This window comes from Agromyces aureus, from assembly GCF_001660485.1.
In the GTDB taxonomy this organism is placed as follows: domain Bacteria; phylum Actinomycetota; class Actinomycetes; order Actinomycetales; family Microbacteriaceae; genus Agromyces; species Agromyces aureus.
Map to the genome: position 1 here is coordinate 3,469,121 of NZ_CP013979.1, position 16,496 is coordinate 3,485,616.

Consider the following 16,496-nt stretch of genomic DNA (forward strand, 5'->3'; position numbering starts at 1 on the left):
TCGTGCTGTCTCGAACTGAGCGGATGCCGCAGCTTCACGCGTGGCGGAACCGCACCGCCTGGCCGGGCCGCACCTGCGCGAGGGCGTCGAGCGAGCTCGCCGCGACGACCGCGATCACCGGGTAGCCGCCCGTGACCGGCCGGTCGGCGAGCAGGATCGTCGGCAGGCCGTCGCCGGCGACCTGCACGGATCCGGGCACGGTCGCCTCGCTCGGCAGCTCGCCGGCCACGAGGCGCTCGAGCGGGGCGCCGAGCAGGCGCGCGCCGATGCGGTCGGCCTGCTCCGACAGGCGCCAGCCGCCGTCGAAGAGCCCGGCGTGCGCGGCATCCGTGAACCAGTCGGTGCGGGGTCCGGGCAGCAGCGCCAGCGTGACGGGGCCCTCGGGCGGCGGAAAGGCGGCCTCCTGATCGAGCAGGGGAACGGATGCCGCGGGCTGCGCGCCGATCGGCAGTGCGTCGCCCGCCTGCACGGGCGCGGGCCCGAGCCCCGCGAGGGTGTCGCGCGAGCGGGAGCCGAGCACGGGCGGCACGTCGAGCCCGCCGCGCACCGCGAGCACGTAGCGCACGCCGCGGGAGGCGATGCCGAGCTCGAGCACCGAGCCGGGCAGCGCCCTGGCCGCCGTGTAGGGCGCGATGCGGCGCCCGTCGAGGCGCAGGTCGCCCCAGGCGCCGGCGACCGCGAACCAGGTCTCGGCGTCGAACCTGGCGCGGAACCCGCCCATGACGACCTCGAGCGCCGCCGCGCCTGCGGGGTTGCCGACGAGTCGGTTGGCGAGCGCGAGGGCACCGCGATCGAGGGCCCCCGACGACGAGACGCCGAGGTGCGCGAAGCCGGGTCGGCCCAGGTCCTCGACGAGGGCGAGGGCGCCCGGCTGCTCCACGGTGAGTGTCGACGAGGGCATCAGGCCTGCTCGAACCTGACGCGACGACCGGGCGCGAGCACGGCCGGGTCGTTCGAGGCCGGGTCCCACAGGGTCGCTGCGGTGCGACCGAGCAGGCGCCAGCCGCCCGGGCTCTGCCGGGGGTACACGCCGCCGAACGCGCCGGCGACGGCCACCGACCCCGCGGGCACGCGCGCCCGAGGCGCCTCGAGCCGCGGCACCTCGAACGGCCATTCGTCGCTCACGAGGTAGCCGAAGCCGGGCGCGAAGCCGCCGAAGGCGACGCGCCACTCGACGCCCGAGTGCGCCGCCACGAGCTCGGCGACCGGGACGCCGAGCAGCTCGGCGGTCGCCGCCAGGTCGTCGCCGTCGTAGCCGACGGGGATCCGCACGGGGTCGGCCTGCGCACCCGCGACCCGCGAACCGGCCTCGGCCGGGATGCGGCGCACCCAGGTCGCGGCGGACTCGAGCGGAATCAGCGCGGGGTCGACCGCGACGAGCAACGTGCGCGCGGCCGGCACGAGTTCGATCACGCCGTCGGGCCGGGCGGCCTCGAGCGCGTCGTGCAGCGCGAGCACCTCGTCGAGCGAGTCGCACTCGACGAGCAGTGCCGCCTCGCCGCTCGGCAGCAGCCGCCGGCTCACGCGAACGCCTCGATCGCGACGCCGGCGCCCTCGAGGGCGGCGCGCACCGCGCGGGCGATCGCGACCGAGCCCGGGGTGTCGCCGTGCAGGCACAGCGAGTCGGGCGCGAGCTCGACGCGGCTGCCGTCGTCGGCCGTGATGCCGCCGGTCTCGACGAGCTCGAGCGCGCGATCCGCGGCGGCCGCCGGGTCGTCGACCACGGCGCCGGGCTCGCCGCGCGGCACGAGCGAGCCGTCGGCCGCGTAGCCCCGATCGACGAAGGCCTCGCGCGCGAACCGCAGCCCCGCGGCATCCGTCGCCCGTTCGATCTCGCTCGTCGGCGGCCCGAGCACCGGCAGCGTCGGATCGTAGGCCGCGACCGCCTCGACGAACAACCTGGCCGCCGCCGCGTCGGCCGCGAGCCGGTGGTACAGCGCGCCGTGCGCCTTGACGTAGCGCACCCGGATGCCCGACGCGCGGGCCACGCTGTCGAGCGCACCGAGCTGCACGAGCAGTTCGGCCGCGATCTCGGCGGGGCTCGTGTCGAGCGCACGGCGGCCGAACCCCGCGAGGTCGCGGTACCCCGGATGCGCGCCGAGCACGACGCCCTCGCGTGCGGCCGAGGCGGCGCTGCGCGCCATCGTGAGCGCGTCGCCCGCGTGGAATCCGCACGCGACGTTCGCACTCGTGACCACCCGGAACATCGCGTCGTCGTCGCCGACGCTCCATGCCCCGAAGCTCTCGCCGAGGTCGCTGTTCAGGTCGATCGTCGGCTGCATGCGTTCCATTCTGCCGGGGTGCGGCACAGACTGGGGGTGTGCGTATCGCGTCGGGTCGTCTCGCGGTCGGTCGTCTCGTGGTCGGTCGTCTCGCGGTCGCGGCCACCGCGGCCGTGATCGCGGTCGCGCTCGTGTCGTGCACCGCGCCGGCCGAGCGCACGGCGCCGCCGTCGAGCCCGCCCGGCTCGCCGACGCCGTCGGCCTCGGCCTCGGCCGCGCCGACCGCGCTCCCGACGCCGGCGGCCCCGCCCGTCGTCCTGGTGCCGACCGGCGCGGTCGAGACCATGGCCGAGGGGCTGGAGGCGCCGTGGTCGATCCTCCGGCTGCCCGGCGGGGGCACGCTCGTGAGCGAACGCGACACCGCACGCATCGTCGAGGTGACCGCCGACGGCTCGCTGCGCGTCACAGGCACCGTGCCCGACGTCGCGACCGGTGCCGAGGGCGGCCTGCTCGGCCTCGCGCACCTCCCGGGCGAGGCGGGCACCTCCGGGTACGTCTACGCCTACCTCACCGCGGCATCCGAGAATCGGATCGTGCGGATGCCGCTGAGCGGCGCTCCCGGATCGCTCGCGCTCGGCGCTCCCGAGACCGTGCTCGGCGGCATCCCCCGCGGCGCCGCGAACCACCAGGGCGGCCGCATCGCGTTCGGACCGGACGGATTCCTCTATGCCACCGTGGGCGACGGCGGGCTGCGCGACCCGGCACAGGACCCGACCTCGCTCGCGGGCAAGATCCTGCGCATGACGCCTGAGGGGCAGCCCGCACCGGGCAACCCGTTCGGCACGCTCGTCTACTCGATCGGACATCGCAACCCGCAGGGACTCGCGTGGGATGCGACCGGCGCGATGTGGGCCGCCGAGTTCGGCCAGAACACGTGGGACGAGCTGAACCGCATCACCCCGGGTGCGAACTACGGCTGGCCGGTCGTCGAGGGCCAGGGCGGCGTCGAGGGGTACGTCGATCCCGTGCTGCAGTGGCCGACCTCCGAGGCGAGCCCGAGCGGCCTCGCGGTCGTCGGCGACACGCTCTTCCTCGCGTCGCTCCGCGGCGAACGGCTGTGGGCCGCGGCCCCCGCATCGACGGGTGCCCCTGCGCCGACAGCGTGGTTCGTCGACGAGCTCGGCCGACTGCGCGATGTCGCGCCGGGCCCCGACGGCGAGCTCTGGATGCTCACGAACAACACCGACGGCCGGGGATCGCCCTCGGCGGGCGACGACCGCCTGCTGCGCGTGCGCCTCGCGCCGGCCGGGTGACCCGACCCCCGCTCGACCTGCCTGAGGCTGCTGAGGCTTCCGGCGCGAGGCGCCCGTCCGCCGTATCGGACACCCGGGATCGGCCCTGCCGCCGACCCGGCATCCGGGTCTATTCTCGGTCTCATGGCGGATCTGGAACGGGTGCGACGGTGGGCCGATGCGCTCATCGTGCTGCACCTCGACCCGACGGTCTGGAGCTTCGGCTACGACAACGCCAAGAAGCGCGCCGGCCTCTGCAACTACACCTCGAAGCGCATCTCGGTGTCGCGCTATCTCGCCGCGCGCTACGACGACGACGAGATCCACCAGATCCTGCTGCACGAGGTGGCTCATGCCATGGCCGGACCCCGAGCCGGCCACGGGCCGAAGTGGCGGCGCACGGCCGCCGAGATCGGCTACGTCGGCCGCCGCACGCACGACGGCGAGGTCGCCAACGAGCTCGCACCCTGGGTCGGCCGGTGCCCCGCCGGGCACGAGCACTTCCGCTACCGCCAGCCGACCCGCCCGCTCAGCTGCGGTGTCTGCCACCGCGGATTCGACCGCGCGAACCTCATCGTCTGGCACCGCCGCGAGATCACGGCCGCCGTGCGACGTCGGGCGGCCAGCGCGAGCGCGGGCTGATCGCATACGCCGTTCGGCATACGATTCCGAATCCGCCGGGGGCATTCGTTCCAACCGTGAGCAGATCGCGATCTTCGGCGGCGCCCAGTCCCGCTAGCATTGCCGGGTGCCCGTCTCAACCGTCTCGATCCCCGTCGGACAATGGCTCGTCTCCAGCGAAGGCGTTCGCTGGTGGTTCGACTCCGGTTCGTTCGCCCTCGACTTCGCCGTGACCGGCGCGCTGGGCGAGCCGGCCGCTCCAAGGGCGGCCTCCGCTGCTGCGGCGAACGAACGCCTCCACGCACCCGACGACCTCACCGAGTGGCTGCGCGATCGGTTCCCGGTTGCCGTCGGATCGGCCAGGTCGCGCGACCTCTTCGACGCGGTCGCGCTGCGCGACGCGATCGTGCGCATGGCCCGCGCCGCCGCCCAGGGCGACGAGCTGCGCGGCGGCGACGTCGACGTCGTCAACCTGTATGCCGCGACCCCCGACATCCCGCCGTCGCTCGGCGGCGGCACGCGCCAGGCCGGCCGCTCGGTGCACACCGTGCCGCAGGCGCTCGCCACGATCGCCCGCGACGCCGTCGACGTGTTCTCGCCCGAGAACGCCGGGCGCCTGCGCGAGTGCGACGGCCCGGACTGCAGCATGGTCTACCTCGACACGTCGCGCGCGGCCACCCGCCGCTGGTGCTCGATGCAGCGCTGCGGCAACCGCGCCAAGGTGCGCGCCCACCGCGCGCGCAAGGCGAGCGCGAACGGGCGCGTCGAGCTCGACCAGACCGCCGCCTGACCTCCAGGCGAATCCCCGCCGGTCAGGAGGCGCTCCGGCGCCGTATCGAGACCCTGCCCGACCCACCGATGGGTCCCGAGACACCGCGTCCCGAGACCCGAGCCGTCCCGAGCGAGCGGATGCCGCGGGCTACGCCCCGAAGGTTCCGTCGCGCAGCTCCGGCACGACGTCGGTGACGTCGCGCTGGGTGGCCTGCCGCACCTCGTCCTTGCGCGCGTCGGCGACGAGCTCCGCGCCCGATCCGCCGGCGCCGATGAGGTGCACGGCCGCGTGCTGCAACCCCTCGAACGCCGCGCAGGCGACGGCGGCCTCCGGCGAGGTGTGGTCGACGCCGAGTCGCACGAGCGCATCGATCACCGCGCCGGCCGTGAGCTGGTCCTCGATCGCGAAGCGGATGCCGGTGGCCGGCGCTCCCGCGTCGTCCCCGCTCGCGGAGACGGCTCGCTCGCCCGCGGCGACGACCGCGACGAACAGGCGTTCGCCGCGCGACTCCTGCAGGGCGAGGATTCGGCGGGCGACCGCCTCGCGGTTGCGCAGCGAGGCGGCGAGCACGACGACGTCGCGGCCCGCGAGATCGCGGGCGAGCTCGGCGGTCTCGGTGGCCGCGACATCCGGTGCCGCGCCCTCGGCGAGCGCGAGCGTCTGCCCGCGCTCGGCGGCGAGCACGGCCTGCGTCGTGACGAGCAGCGCGTCCACGAGCACGACCACGTGCGCCCCCACGAGGATGCGTCGGGCACCGTCGACGCCCCAGTCGAACCGGACCTGGTACTTCGCCTGCCCGAGGGCGGCCGTCGAATCGCTCACCGCGACAGGCTAACGCCGACCGGCGCCGAGTCCGGAACCGGCGTCGCATCATGACGCGCGGTGGCAGCGCGGCGGCGGCAGAGCTCGGACGGCGTGGCGACGCGGCGACGCGGCGAGGCGGCGACCCGGCGACCCGGCGGGATGGCGCGATCTGCGCAACAACGCGACCGCAACGAACACCAAGCATCACCGCCTACCAGGCACCACGCACTGCGCACTACGCACCACGCAGCACTACGCACCAACACCACGCACCGCGCACCACGCACGAACACCACCGGATGCGGCGCACCCGCGCCCACCGCCGCGAGATCCGCGCCTCAGCGTCGCATGGCGTCGTAGGCCGCGAGCGCCTCGGCGTCGCTCGCCCGCGACGTCGCACGACGGGCCGCGTCGAGCGCGGCCACCGGGTCGGGCTCACGCCGGGCGATGAGCAGCTGGCGCTCCGCTTCGGCGAGGCGCGTGCGCGCGTCGGCGCCGACCCGGCCGCCACCGTGCGCGATGGCCGCGTTCGCCGCCCGCAGCTGGCTCTCGGCGATCGCGAGGGCGCTGCCGAGCGCGCGGTCGGCGCCGTCGAGTCTGGACCGCGCCGTCCTCACCTCGGCGCGGGCCGCATCGAGTCGGTCGAGCGCGATGCGCAGGCGGTCGCGCGCCGCGAACGGATCGGTGACCCGCTGCGCGCGCATGGCCAGCTCGTCGGCGGCCCCGGCGATGGCGAGCGCGAGCGCCGCCCCGGCATCGGCGGTCGGTTCGGTGGCCGTGCGTGCGGCGGCATCGACGGCCGCGTCGCGTTCGGCCCGAGCCGCCGACGCCTCAAGTTCCAGATGCTGCGCGAGCTCGGCCTCCGCCGCGGTCGCCGCCGCGAGCTCGGCCTCGACGGCACCGACCTCGTCGAGTGCGCGCTCCGCTCGATCCAACGCCTCGGCCGCACCGGCGCTCGCAGCTGCGGCGGGTTGCGCGCGGGCGATCGCGGCCGCCGCCTCGCCGAGACGCTCGTCGGCCCGTGCGAGCGCGGAATCGGCCCGCTCCAGGTTGCGATGCGCTCCGCCGAGCGCCGAGGGGGCGTACCGGCGCGACAGCTGTTCGAGCATCGCGGCGGCCGCTCGCCGGCGCGCGCCGAGCTCGCGGGCCCTCGCGTGCATGGCCGGCCCCTCGACGGTCGCGCCGTGCTCGGCACGACGGCGTGCGGCGAGCGCGGCATCCGCGTCTTCGAGCGTGCGCAGCACCTGCTCGCAGAGGTCGATGATGCGCGCGCTCCACGTGCGGCGCTCGGCCGCCGTGCCGGGATCGGCATCGTCGAGCCGCTGCTGCAGCAGGAAGGCCTCGCGAAGCCGGCGCTGCGCCGACTCGACGGATGCGCGTGCCGCACGGGCGGTCGTCTCGTCGAACTGCGCCTCGGCGAACGCGACCTCGGCGAGCCCTTCGCGGACGGCCGTGTCGGCGCGCACGATGAGCGACTTCGCCTCGATCTCGATAGGCGCCGTCGCGGCGAGCGCCGCCCGCTCGCGCTGGTGCCCGAGCCGGCGGAATCCCAGCACGGCCCCGACGAACCCGGCCACGGCGACGCCGGCCACCACGAGCGAGGGCACCCACCAGAGTCCGTCGGCCATGTGCCGGAGTCTAGGCAGCCGGGCTGCGCAGACGCCGTGTACCGAACCACGGCACCCGGTTCCCGGCACCCGCCCCGTCTGCACGGCGAGAAATTCAGGAGATCCCGGCCTGCACCCCGCTCCACAGCCCTGTCCGGCAGGATCTCCTGAATATCTTGATCCTCCGGCCGAGCGGCTCGGGTTCACGAGCGGGTTGGCGAGCGGGCTGGCGAGCGGGCGGGCGAGCGGGAGGCACCTCGCGCTCGCCCGCCACGCCCGTGAATCCGCCGCAGATGCTTGGTTTGCGGCATCCGTCGGTCATATGGTCGGCTCATGCGGGTCATGTTGAAGCTCGAGCTCGATTGCGAGCCGGATGCCGCGTGGCGGGCGCTGCACAGCCCCGCCGTGCTCCGCGAGGTGGTCGCCCCGTGGCTCGACTTCGCGTCACTCGAGCCGGGCGGCCTGCCGACCACGTGGAGCGAGGGCCCGCATCGGCTGCAGCCGCGCGCGTTCGGGCGCGTGCCGATCGGCGAGGAGGTCATCGACCTCAGCCACCCCGGCGGACTGCCGCCGGGCGTGCGCATGCTGCGGGACGGCGGCGGCGCGCTCACGGGCCCGTTCGCGCTCTTCGACCGGTGGGACCACCGCATGGCCGTCTCGGCGCTGCCAGGCGGGCGCACGCTCTACCGCGACCGCCTGCGCTTCGACGCCGGGCCGCTCGGCGCGCTCGCCTGGTATCCGACGTGGGCGTTCTGGCAGTGGCGCGGCAGCCGCCTGCGGCAGCTCGCGCCCTCGTGGGCGTTCGACCCGCCGGGAACTGCGGATGCCGCGGCCGCCGCCCGAGGGTCGACCTCCGGGTCGACCGGCCGGCCCCCGACATCCGGACGACCCCCGACATCCGCCCGGCCCGCGGCATCCGAGCGTTCGGAAGGGGCCACCGCATGAGCGACCAGAACCCGTCGCTGCAACTCGTCGACTGGCGTCGGCGCGTGTTCGGGTTGTACGCGGGCGTGCGGCAGCTGAGCGCGCACGACCCCGCCGCGGGCCACGAGCTCTGGAAGTCGGGGCGCGACGAGCTCTTCGCCGGGCACCCGCAGTCGCCGCTGCTGCCCGACGACCGAGCATCGTTCACGGGGCTCACGGTCGCACGGTACGACCCCGACTGGCGGTTCGAGCTCGAGGTGCGCCGGCCCGAGGAGCCGCAGCGGCTCGTCATCGAGAGCGCGTCCGACGGCAAGATCCGCTTCTCGCTCGTGGGCACCGTGCGCGTGCCCTACCTCGGCACGCTCGACGTGTGGCGGCTCACGCAGTACGCCGGCGGCCTGTTCGTGCCGGTGAAGGACAAGCTGGCGGGCACGGCGGGCGGCACCTACGGCGGCGGACGCTACCTGCTCGACACCGCGAAGGGCGCCGATCTCGGCCCAGGAGCCGGCCTCGACACGCTCGTCATCGACTTCAACTTCGCCTACAACCCGTCGTGCGCGTACGACCCGTCGTGGTCGTGCCCGCTCGCGCCGTCGGGCAACACGCTCCGCGAGGAAGTGCCCGTCGGCGAGCGGATGCCGCGCTGAACCGGCGGCGACGCCCGGCCACGCCGCGCAAGTCCGGTCCCGCCTCGCCCCGCCCGCACTGCCCTGCCCCGAAACCCGTCGACCAACATTCTCAGCGCCGGGCATGCGACATCCGCTATGCTGGTGGATGGTGTGCGCGATGAACGCGCCGCCTGCGTCGTAGAAACGCTTTCCGGGCAGGGCCTCATCAGAGGGCGCCCGTTGACTCTCATACGGCGAACGGATGCGCCGACCGGCGCCTTCGCCAATCCCATCGCCGGGCCGATCCGCCGCACCGCGCCGCCGCACCACTGCGAACGCGCACCTGCGCCGGCATCACCGTGCGGTGCGCCCCGAAAGGCACCCATGACCGACATCACCTTCGCAAACCTCGGCGTTCCCGCGCCCATCGTCGCGGCCCTCTCGGCCGACGGCAAGACCAGCCCCTTCCCGATCCAGGTCGACACCCTGCCCGACACGCTCGCCGGACGCGACGTGCTCGGCCGCGGCAAGACGGGCTCGGGCAAGACCCTCGCGTTCTCGATCCCGATGGCCGCGCGCCTCGGCGGCGAGCTCTCCGGCGGCCGTCGTCGCCCGGGCCGCCCCCTCGGCCTCGTGCTCGCCCCCACGCGCGAGCTCGCAACCCAGATCGACGCCGTGCTCGCCCCGCTCGCCAAGGCGTACGGCATGACGACGACCACGATCTTCGGCGGCATCAGCCAGAAGCGCCAGGTCGACGCCCTGCGCGCCGGCGTCGACATCGTCGTGGCCTGCCCCGGTCGTCTCGAAGACCTCATGAAGCAGGGTCACGTGACCCTCGACGCCGTCGAGATCACCGTGCTCGACGAGGCCGACCACATGGCCGACCTCGGCTTCCTGCCCGTCGTCACGCGCATCATGGACAAGACCCCGCAGTCGGGCCAACGCCTGCTCTTCTCGGCGACGCTCGACAACGGTGTGGACAAGCTCGTCAAGCGCTTCCTCCACAACGAGGTGCTGCACTCGGTCGACGAGGCCACCTCGCACGTCGCCGCCATGACCCACCACGTCTTCGAGGTCGACGACGTCGACGCGAAGAACGACCTCATCACGGCCCTCGCCTCGGGCACCGGCCGCCGCATCCTCTTCATGCGCACCAAGCACCACGCCAAGAAGCTCGCGAAGAAGCTGACCGAGCAGGGCATCCCCGCAGTCGACCTGCACGGCAACCTCTCGCAGCCGCAGCGCGACCGCAACCTCGCCGCGTTCGGCGACGGCTCGGTCAAGGTGCTCGTGGCCACGGATGTCGCGGCTCGCGGCGTGCACGTCGACAACGTCGAGCTCGTGATCCACGTCGACCCGCCCATGGAGCACAAGGCGTACCTGCACCGCTCGGGCCGCACGGCTCGCGCCGGCAGCGAGGGCGACGTCGTCACCATCTGCCTGCCCTCGCAGAAGCAGGACCTCAAGACCCTGCTGCGCAAGGCCGCGATCCAGGTCACGCCCGAGCGCGTGACCGCGAAGTCGCCGTCGGTGACCGCCCTCGTCGGCGACGTCGCCGCGTACGTGAAGCCCCTGCCCCGCGCTGCCGTGCAGCAGCAGGGTGGCGGCGGTCGCTCGCAGGGCGCGAACGCGCAGCGCAAGCGCTCGGTTCGCGACGGCGCTCCCCAGTCGGGCGAGGCTCGCACCGAAGGCGGCGGACGCCGTCGTCGGGGTCGCGGCAACGGCGGCGGTTCGGGTTCCGGGGATGTCGCGCCCGGCGCTCCCCGTCGCGACCGGTCGGGCCGCCCCGCCGAGGCCAAGTCGAACGCCCCCAAGCAGGGCTCGGGCCACAGCCGTGGCGCGCAGACCACGGGCGCGCAGCGCGGAGCATCCGGTCGCCCCGCGAAGCAGCCGCTCCGCGTCGGCAGCCTCGTCGGCCAGAGCAGCCAGCGCACGAACCGCCGCGCCCAGGGCTGATCCCGCCCGAGCAACGCACCCGACGGCCCCGATGAGCACCCGCTCGTCGGGGCCGTTCGGCGTCGGCGTCGGCGTCGCGTCGGCGCTATTCCGGATCCGCGCGGCGACACGCCGCGTCGGCTCGGCCAACCCACGGCGTGTCGCCGCCGGCATCCGGAGTTGTGCTCGGAGCCTGGGGTGCAGCACCGGCTGGTGACGTGCGCGACGACGACGCATTGTCACCGATGGACAACGATCGGGCTGGCCGGCCGGCTCGATTTGTCGTGCGCCGAACCCTGGCTTAGCCTCTGGGTATGAGCACCGAAGTCGTTGCCGAAGCCCTTGTGATCCGTCCGGTCCGCGATTCCGACGCCGAAGCCCTGGGGCGCGTGCACGCCCAGTGCTGGCACGAAGACTACGACCAGCTGGTCGACCAGGCCACCCTCGCGAACCTCTCGCCCCGCCGCATGGCCGAGCTGTGGGCCCACCGCCTCGGGCAGAACGAGGACCACACCTACTTCGCAGCGCTTGTCGACGGCGAGATCGTCGGCTTCGCCGGCGCCGGGCCCGCACGCGACGACGATGCTCCCCGCGAGCACGAGCTGTTCTTCATCCACCTGCTCGACTCGCACCACGGCCACGGCATCGGGCAGAAGCTCTTCGACGCCACGGTCGGCGACGAGGCCCTCACGCTGTGGGTGCCCTCGGCCAACACGCACGCGATCGGCTTCTACGAGCGCAACGGCTTCACGGCCGACGGAGCCTCGCACGACGAGCCGTTCCTCGGCGAGTCCATCCACGAGATCCGGATGGTGCGCTGAGCGGGCGCACTGGAGATTCGACCGAGACGAGCGGGTGCTGCGGCATCCGCTCGTCTCGTGTTCGGAGCTCACGCCGAGCCGTCGGCCCCGCACGCGCACCTCGGCGGAGCGTTCGGACCGGCGTTAGTCTGGCCCGATGCCGATCCCTGTCATCCTCGACGTCGACACGGGTGTCGACGACGCCCTCGCCCTCGTCTTCGCCGCACGTCACCCCGAGCTCGAGCTGCTCGGCGTGAGCTGCGTCGCCGGCAACGTGGCGCTCGACCAGGTCGTCGAGAACACGCTCCGGGTGCTCGCCGCCGCGGGTCGTGACGACGTCCCGGTCGCGGCGGGTGCCCGTCGCCCGCTCATCGAGGCGGCCAGGGCGGCCACCGTGCACGGAGCCGACGGACTCGGCGGGGTCGAGCTCCCGCCGTCCTCGCGCACGGTCGAGCCCGAGCACGCCGTCGAGTTCCTGCGCCGCACGATCCTCGCCGCGCCGCGACCCGTGACGCTCGTCGCACTCGCGCCGCAGACCAACGTCGCCCTGCTGCTGCGCACGCACCCCGAGGTGGTGCGGCATCTGGAGCGCATCGTGTTCATGGGCGGTTCGGCGTCGGTCGGCAACGCGACCGCCGTCGCCGAGTTCAACGTCTGGCACGACCCGGAGGCGGCCGCGATCGTGCTCGACGCGGGCGTTCCGACCTCCATGTACGGGCTCGACGTCTTCAACGAGGTCGGGGTGCCGCAGGAGCTCGCCGCCCGACTCGAGACGGGTGAGGATCCGCTCGGCCGCGTCGTCGGAGCCTTGCTCGGCCATCGCGTCGCGGGCTCGGCCGACGGATCGTTCGAGTACAGCGGGCTCATCGGCGACGCCGGCGCGGTCTGCTCGCTCGTCGACCCCGACGCACTCGGCACGCGTCGGCTGCCCGTGCGGGTCGAGCTGTCGGGATACGCGAGGGGCCAGACGCTCGTCGACCAGCGCAGTCGCCCCGGCGAGGACCTCGTGCACGGCGACGGCGTCGAGTGGGAGCACGTCGAGGTCGCGCTCACGGTCGACGCGCCACGCCTCGCGCGCGTGTTCCTCGAGACGCTCGGGCTGCCGACAGCCTAGAAGGGGAGGCTCAGCTCGGAGCGGATGCTGCGGCATCCGTCAACCGAACGGACGAACGGACGAACGGGCGACGCGGGATCACCGCGCCGCCCGTCCTGCTGGTCCTGGTCAGTTGAATGCGGCCAGGTAACTCGGGATCGTGTCGGTACCGCTGGCCTCTTCGCCGAGGTCGTTGACGACGTGGCTGATGATGCCATTGCCGCCCAACGACACTGCGAGGAGGTTGCGGAGACGGATCCCCGGCTTCGCCGGAGCCTCGATCGCGCTGTGCGTGACGATGCTCGGATCGACATTGTTGTAGGAGTAGACGCCGACGCCCCAGGCCTGGTGCTGGTCGACCTGGTCGGCCACCTTGTAGCCGGCCCAGCCCTGCCTGGCACCGTTCGTCCACGCGGCCTGGTTCGGCGGGTCGTACGCCAGCTCCGACTGGTAGAAGACGGTGCGCCCGCGCTCACCGCTCCAGACGGTGTTGTATTGCTGGAAGTGCTCGACGAACAGGCCGTACGCGGTCACGTCGTCGCCGGTGACCACGAGGCCGCGGTCGGCGGTGTTCTGGTTCCAGCCGATGCCCTCGCCGTGGTCTCCGCGCCACGACCAGATGTGGTCGACGATCGTGTCGTCGGCGTGCACGACCAGCGCGTCGTCGACCTTGCCGGCGACCGCACCGCCGACGCGCAGGAACACGTCGTGCAGCGAGATCGGGTCGTCGGCGTGATCGGCGGATGCCCCGGGCTCGCCCACTTCGAGCAGCACCGGCGCGTGCGTGGTGCCGGCATCGAAGAGCACGCCCGCGAGCTTGACGCCGTCGACGTCGGCGACCCGCATGGCCGCGACGCCGCCGTCGTTCACGATGGTCGCATACCCGAGACCGAGCACGACCGTGTCGGCGCGATCGACCTCGATCGTCTCGTCGACGTGGAAGACACCTGGCGTCAGCAGCAGGTTGAGCCCCTGCGCGAGCGCCTGGTTGATGCGCTCGGCCGAGTCGCCGGGCTTCGCGACGTAGAACTCGTCGAGCGGGATCGACTGACCGGGCGTCTGACCGCCCTCCCAGGTCGTGCCGCGCGTGTTCGTCGAGAGGCCGGGCACGAAGACCGCCCAGTCGTCGCCCGCCCAGTAGAGGTACGGCTTCTCACAGGTCACGGGGCTCGTGTCGAGCACGGTGTGCGACGGGTTCGGGAAGTGCGGCGCGGGCGAACCCTCGACGCCCGAGAAGACCATGTTCCAGACCGATCCCTCCCATGATCCGAACGTCGAGTCGCGGCTCAGCCACTGCTGCTGCGAGTACGAACGCACCGCACCGTCGACCTTCGTGTCGGCGATGAAGCCGCCGCTCGCCCAGCCGTAGCTCGAGGGCGCGAGGTTGAGCGCGCCCTTCACGTGCACGCGACGCATGGGTGCCGCCTGCGAGACCGCCCACCTCGCCTCGCCCGTGTGCGGCACGATCGCGAGGTTCTCGACGGAGCGCCAGAAGTTCTGCGTCGCGTTGCCGCCGAACCACTGGGCATCGGCCCAGACGCCGCCGTTGATCGTCACGTCGTCAGGGTTGCGACCCGCACCGCTGATCGAGGTGTTGAAGCCCACGTTCGCGTGCACGTCGTAGCTGCCCGGCTTGAAGAGGAACTGCGATCTCGCCGTGCCGAACTGGTCGGTCTCCTGCGCGGCGAACGCCGTGTCGAGTTCGGCCTGGATGGTCGAGTCGGGCGTCTGGTCGTCGTACACGTGCACGTTCGGGCCGAGGTCGCCGCCACCTGGAATCACGCCCACCGGCGGTTCGCCTCCTTCGCCGACGAGCACCTGCAGCTCGAAGACCGAGTACCCGTATCCGGTGCCGCGCTGGGTGCCCTCGAGCCGGAGCCACCGGCCGTGCGCGTCGACCTCGACCGTATCGGAACCGCCGTCACCGGCCGTGACGCTCGCGGCGGTGGTCCAGTTCGTGCCGTCGTCGGAGACGTGCACCCGGTACCCGCGCCCGTAGGCCGCCTCCCACGAGATCTGCACCGAGCAGATGTCGCGCGCCTCACCCAGGTCGAGGGCGAGCCATTCGGCGTCCTTGAACGCGGAACCCCACCGCGTCTGCGGGTTGCCGTCGACCGCGAGGTTCGCGGTGAACGGGCCCTCGGAGCTGGAGGCGGTCGCCGTGATGCTCCCCGTGGGCAGTGCCTCGCAGTCGGCGGCGCTGGCCGCCGTCGATCCGGCCAGGCCGAGCCCGCTGCCGAGCAGGCCGGCGGTCGTGATCGCGGCGAGGGTCTTCGCGCGCGTCGTTCGTCGTGTCGTCATGTCGTCTCTCATCGGGATCAGGCCTTCGGGATCAATCGGTACTGCTCGTCGAGCACGGCACCGCGGTGCGGCTTGTAGAGGTCGTAGCCGCGCGGGTTGCACTGGAGGCCGCCGTTGATGCACTGCTCGACGAGCCGGTCGAGCACCTCGGGCTCCCACGCGTTGAAGAAGTCGTAGTGCCACGACTGGTCGGAGCCGCTCGCGAGCCGGACGTCGGACATGTCGCCGCTCACGGGCCACGCGATCTTGAACTCGATCATCGGCACCGCGATCGGGTGGGTCATCGGGCACTGTCCGTTGACGGGATACGCCATGTGCGGGCCGTGGCCCATCTCCTTCGCGGCCTGGGGCGTCAGGTGCATGCCGTCCCAGCACGACGGGGCCTGGTACCGGATGTTGAGCTCGGTGCCGGGGTCGCAGTACGCCGGGATGTCCCAGCTCTTGGAGATGCCGCCGCACTCCCAGCCCTCGACCGCGCCGGGCGCGGTGCGGAACTGGTCGACGGTCGCCTTCATGTCGCCCGCGACGAATCGGAGCCCCTGCGGGAACGGCTGCACCTTCTTGTAGTCGTCGATGCCCGACTTGTAGTAGATGGTCATCGGGATGTCGGGCTCGATCACCTGGGTGCCCTTGTAGAGCGCCGGGAACCAGTACGACGAGTGGTCCTGCGGCACCGTGCACGTCGAACCGGTGTTCGCGAGCAGCGAGTCGGTCGTCGTGAACGCGTCGGTCGACCGGTTGCCGACGAACGTGTGCAGGTGGGAGGCACCGGGCTGGCCCGGGTAGACGATCGGGTCGTCGGGGCGGTTGTGCGAGAACGTGCAGTTCGCCTGGAACTCATGGTGCGTGACCTCGTCGTTGAACACGGGCGGGTCCTCGGGGTCGACGACCTCGCCGTCGCCGAAGACCTGGAACTCGTACAGCGAGTAGCCGTATCCGGTGCCGCGGTCGGAGCCGACGAACTGCACGTAGCGGCCCGCGCCCGTGAAGTCGAGCGTCTGCACGCCGCCGGTACCGTCGGTGACCGCGGCCACCGTGTCCCACGACTGCGTGTCGTCGGAGACCTCGATCGTGAAGGCCGAGCCGTAGGCGGCCTCCCAGTCGAGCACGACGCGCTCGAGCGGATGACTCGCGCCGAGGTCGATGCGGAACCACTGGTCGTCGGTGGGGTTGCTCGCCCATCGGGTCGAGCGGTCGCCGTCGACGGCGAAGCGCGGGCCGAGGCCGCCGGACTCGGAGCTCGACGCGCTCGTCAGCGCGCCCTTCGAGAGGAGGGTCGCCGAGGCGGCGTTCGCCGCGTTCGCGGCGACCAGCGTGCCCGCGACGAGGCCGATCGCCGCGAGCCCCGAGAGGGCGAGCGCGAACGGGACCGGTCTGCGGATGCGGTCGGTGGAAAGGGTGGACATCGTTGTACGTCCTTCGTGTGGAGGGTGGGGCGCGTGCCTGCTGGGCGCGCGGAACGCGCCGGTCGGTCCGTTCGGACCTGGGCTCGGGATGGCGCGCGGGCGCGCCTGAGG

At 73.2% G+C, this 16,496-nt stretch carries 15 protein-coding genes; 8 read left to right on the top strand and 7 right to left on the bottom strand.

What is annotated here, in order from left to right:
- Window positions 1–34: 34 nt before the first annotated feature.
- Genes ATC03_RS15525 through ATC03_RS15535 form a run of 3 tightly spaced genes read right to left on the bottom strand, consistent with a single transcriptional unit; the run spans window position 35 to window position 2,282 of the window.
- Window positions 35–901: a 5-oxoprolinase subunit C family protein gene (locus ATC03_RS15525; RefSeq protein ID WP_067879014.1), complete on the bottom strand. Its 867-nt coding sequence runs from the start codon at window positions 899–901 to the stop codon at window positions 35–37.
- Complete coding sequence (locus ATC03_RS15530; protein WP_067879018.1) at window positions 901–1,524, bottom strand: 5-oxoprolinase subunit B family protein; 624 nt, start codon at window positions 1,522–1,524, stop codon at window positions 901–903. Before ATC03_RS15530 ends, ATC03_RS15525 begins: the two co-directional genes overlap by 1 nt.
- Window positions 1,521–2,282 carry a LamB/YcsF family protein gene (locus ATC03_RS15535; protein WP_067882385.1) on the bottom strand — a complete coding sequence of 254 codons (762 nt, stop codon included), beginning with the start codon at window positions 2,280–2,282 and terminating at the stop codon, window positions 1,521–1,523. The genes ATC03_RS15530 and ATC03_RS15535 overlap by 4 nt, the downstream gene beginning before the upstream one ends.
- 38 nt (window positions 2,283–2,320) lie before the next feature.
- Here ATC03_RS15535 and ATC03_RS15540 point away from each other — a divergent pair, with 38 nt between their 5' ends.
- From ATC03_RS15540 to ATC03_RS15550, 3 genes are all read left to right on the top strand, one after another.
- Window positions 2,321–3,535, top strand: a complete 1,215-nt coding sequence (locus tag ATC03_RS15540; RefSeq protein WP_227820124.1) for a PQQ-dependent sugar dehydrogenase — start codon at window positions 2,321–2,323, stop codon at window positions 3,533–3,535.
- A 123-nt stretch (window positions 3,536–3,658) separates the two neighbouring features.
- Window positions 3,659–4,156: a SprT-like domain-containing protein gene (locus tag ATC03_RS15545; protein WP_067879023.1), complete on the top strand. Its 498-nt coding sequence runs from the start codon at window positions 3,659–3,661 to the stop codon at window positions 4,154–4,156.
- 106 nt (window positions 4,157–4,262) lie between these two features.
- On the top strand, window positions 4,263–4,925 hold the full coding sequence (locus ATC03_RS15550; RefSeq protein ID WP_067879025.1) for a CGNR zinc finger domain-containing protein: 663 nt from the start codon (window positions 4,263–4,265) through the stop codon (window positions 4,923–4,925).
- 129 nt (window positions 4,926–5,054) lie between these two features.
- Here the strand turns inward: ATC03_RS15550 and ATC03_RS15555 are convergent, their stop codons facing one another.
- A complete protein-coding gene (locus ATC03_RS15555) occupies window positions 5,055–5,729 on the bottom strand; it encodes a 2-phosphosulfolactate phosphatase (RefSeq protein ID WP_067879026.1) in 675 nt (224 codons plus the stop codon).
- Window positions 5,730–6,049: 320 nt separating this feature from the next.
- Window positions 6,050–7,339 carry a hypothetical protein gene (locus ATC03_RS15560; RefSeq protein ID WP_067879029.1) on the bottom strand — a complete coding sequence of 430 codons (1,290 nt, stop codon included), beginning with the start codon at window positions 7,337–7,339 and terminating at the stop codon, window positions 6,050–6,052.
- Window positions 7,340–7,651: 312 nt separating this feature from the next.
- Here ATC03_RS15560 and ATC03_RS21055 point away from each other — a divergent pair, with 312 nt between their 5' ends.
- From ATC03_RS21055 to ATC03_RS15585, 5 genes are all read left to right on the top strand, one after another.
- Window positions 7,652–8,263, top strand: a complete 612-nt coding sequence (locus tag ATC03_RS21055; protein ID WP_067879033.1) for a hypothetical protein — start codon at window positions 7,652–7,654, stop codon at window positions 8,261–8,263.
- On the top strand, window positions 8,260–8,889 hold the full coding sequence (locus ATC03_RS21060) for a DUF1684 domain-containing protein (RefSeq protein ID WP_067879037.1): 630 nt from the start codon (window positions 8,260–8,262) through the stop codon (window positions 8,887–8,889). Before ATC03_RS21055 ends, ATC03_RS21060 begins: the two co-directional genes overlap by 4 nt.
- Window positions 8,890–9,234: 345 nt before the next feature.
- Window positions 9,235–10,806 carry a DEAD/DEAH box helicase gene (locus ATC03_RS15575; RefSeq protein WP_067879040.1) on the top strand — a complete coding sequence of 524 codons (1,572 nt, stop codon included), beginning with the start codon at window positions 9,235–9,237 and terminating at the stop codon, window positions 10,804–10,806.
- 293 nt (window positions 10,807–11,099) lie between these two features.
- A complete protein-coding gene (locus ATC03_RS15580; RefSeq protein ID WP_067879043.1) occupies window positions 11,100–11,606 on the top strand; it encodes a GNAT family N-acetyltransferase in 507 nt (168 codons plus the stop codon).
- A gap of 136 nt (window positions 11,607–11,742) precedes the next feature.
- Window positions 11,743–12,699, top strand: a complete 957-nt coding sequence (locus ATC03_RS15585; protein WP_067879046.1) for a nucleoside hydrolase — start codon at window positions 11,743–11,745, stop codon at window positions 12,697–12,699.
- A 108-nt stretch (window positions 12,700–12,807) separates the two neighbouring features.
- Here the strand turns inward: ATC03_RS15585 and ATC03_RS15590 are convergent, their stop codons facing one another.
- Entirely contained in the window at window positions 12,808–14,979 is a 2,172-nt protein-coding gene (locus ATC03_RS15590) for a discoidin domain-containing protein (RefSeq protein WP_227820125.1), read from the bottom strand.
- Between the two features lie 17 nt (window positions 14,980–14,996).
- Window positions 14,997–16,385, bottom strand: coding sequence for a DUF1996 domain-containing protein (locus tag ATC03_RS15595; RefSeq protein ID WP_067879051.1), 1,389 nt, complete (start codon window positions 16,383–16,385; stop codon window positions 14,997–14,999).
- Window positions 16,386–16,496 lie beyond the last annotated feature (111 nt).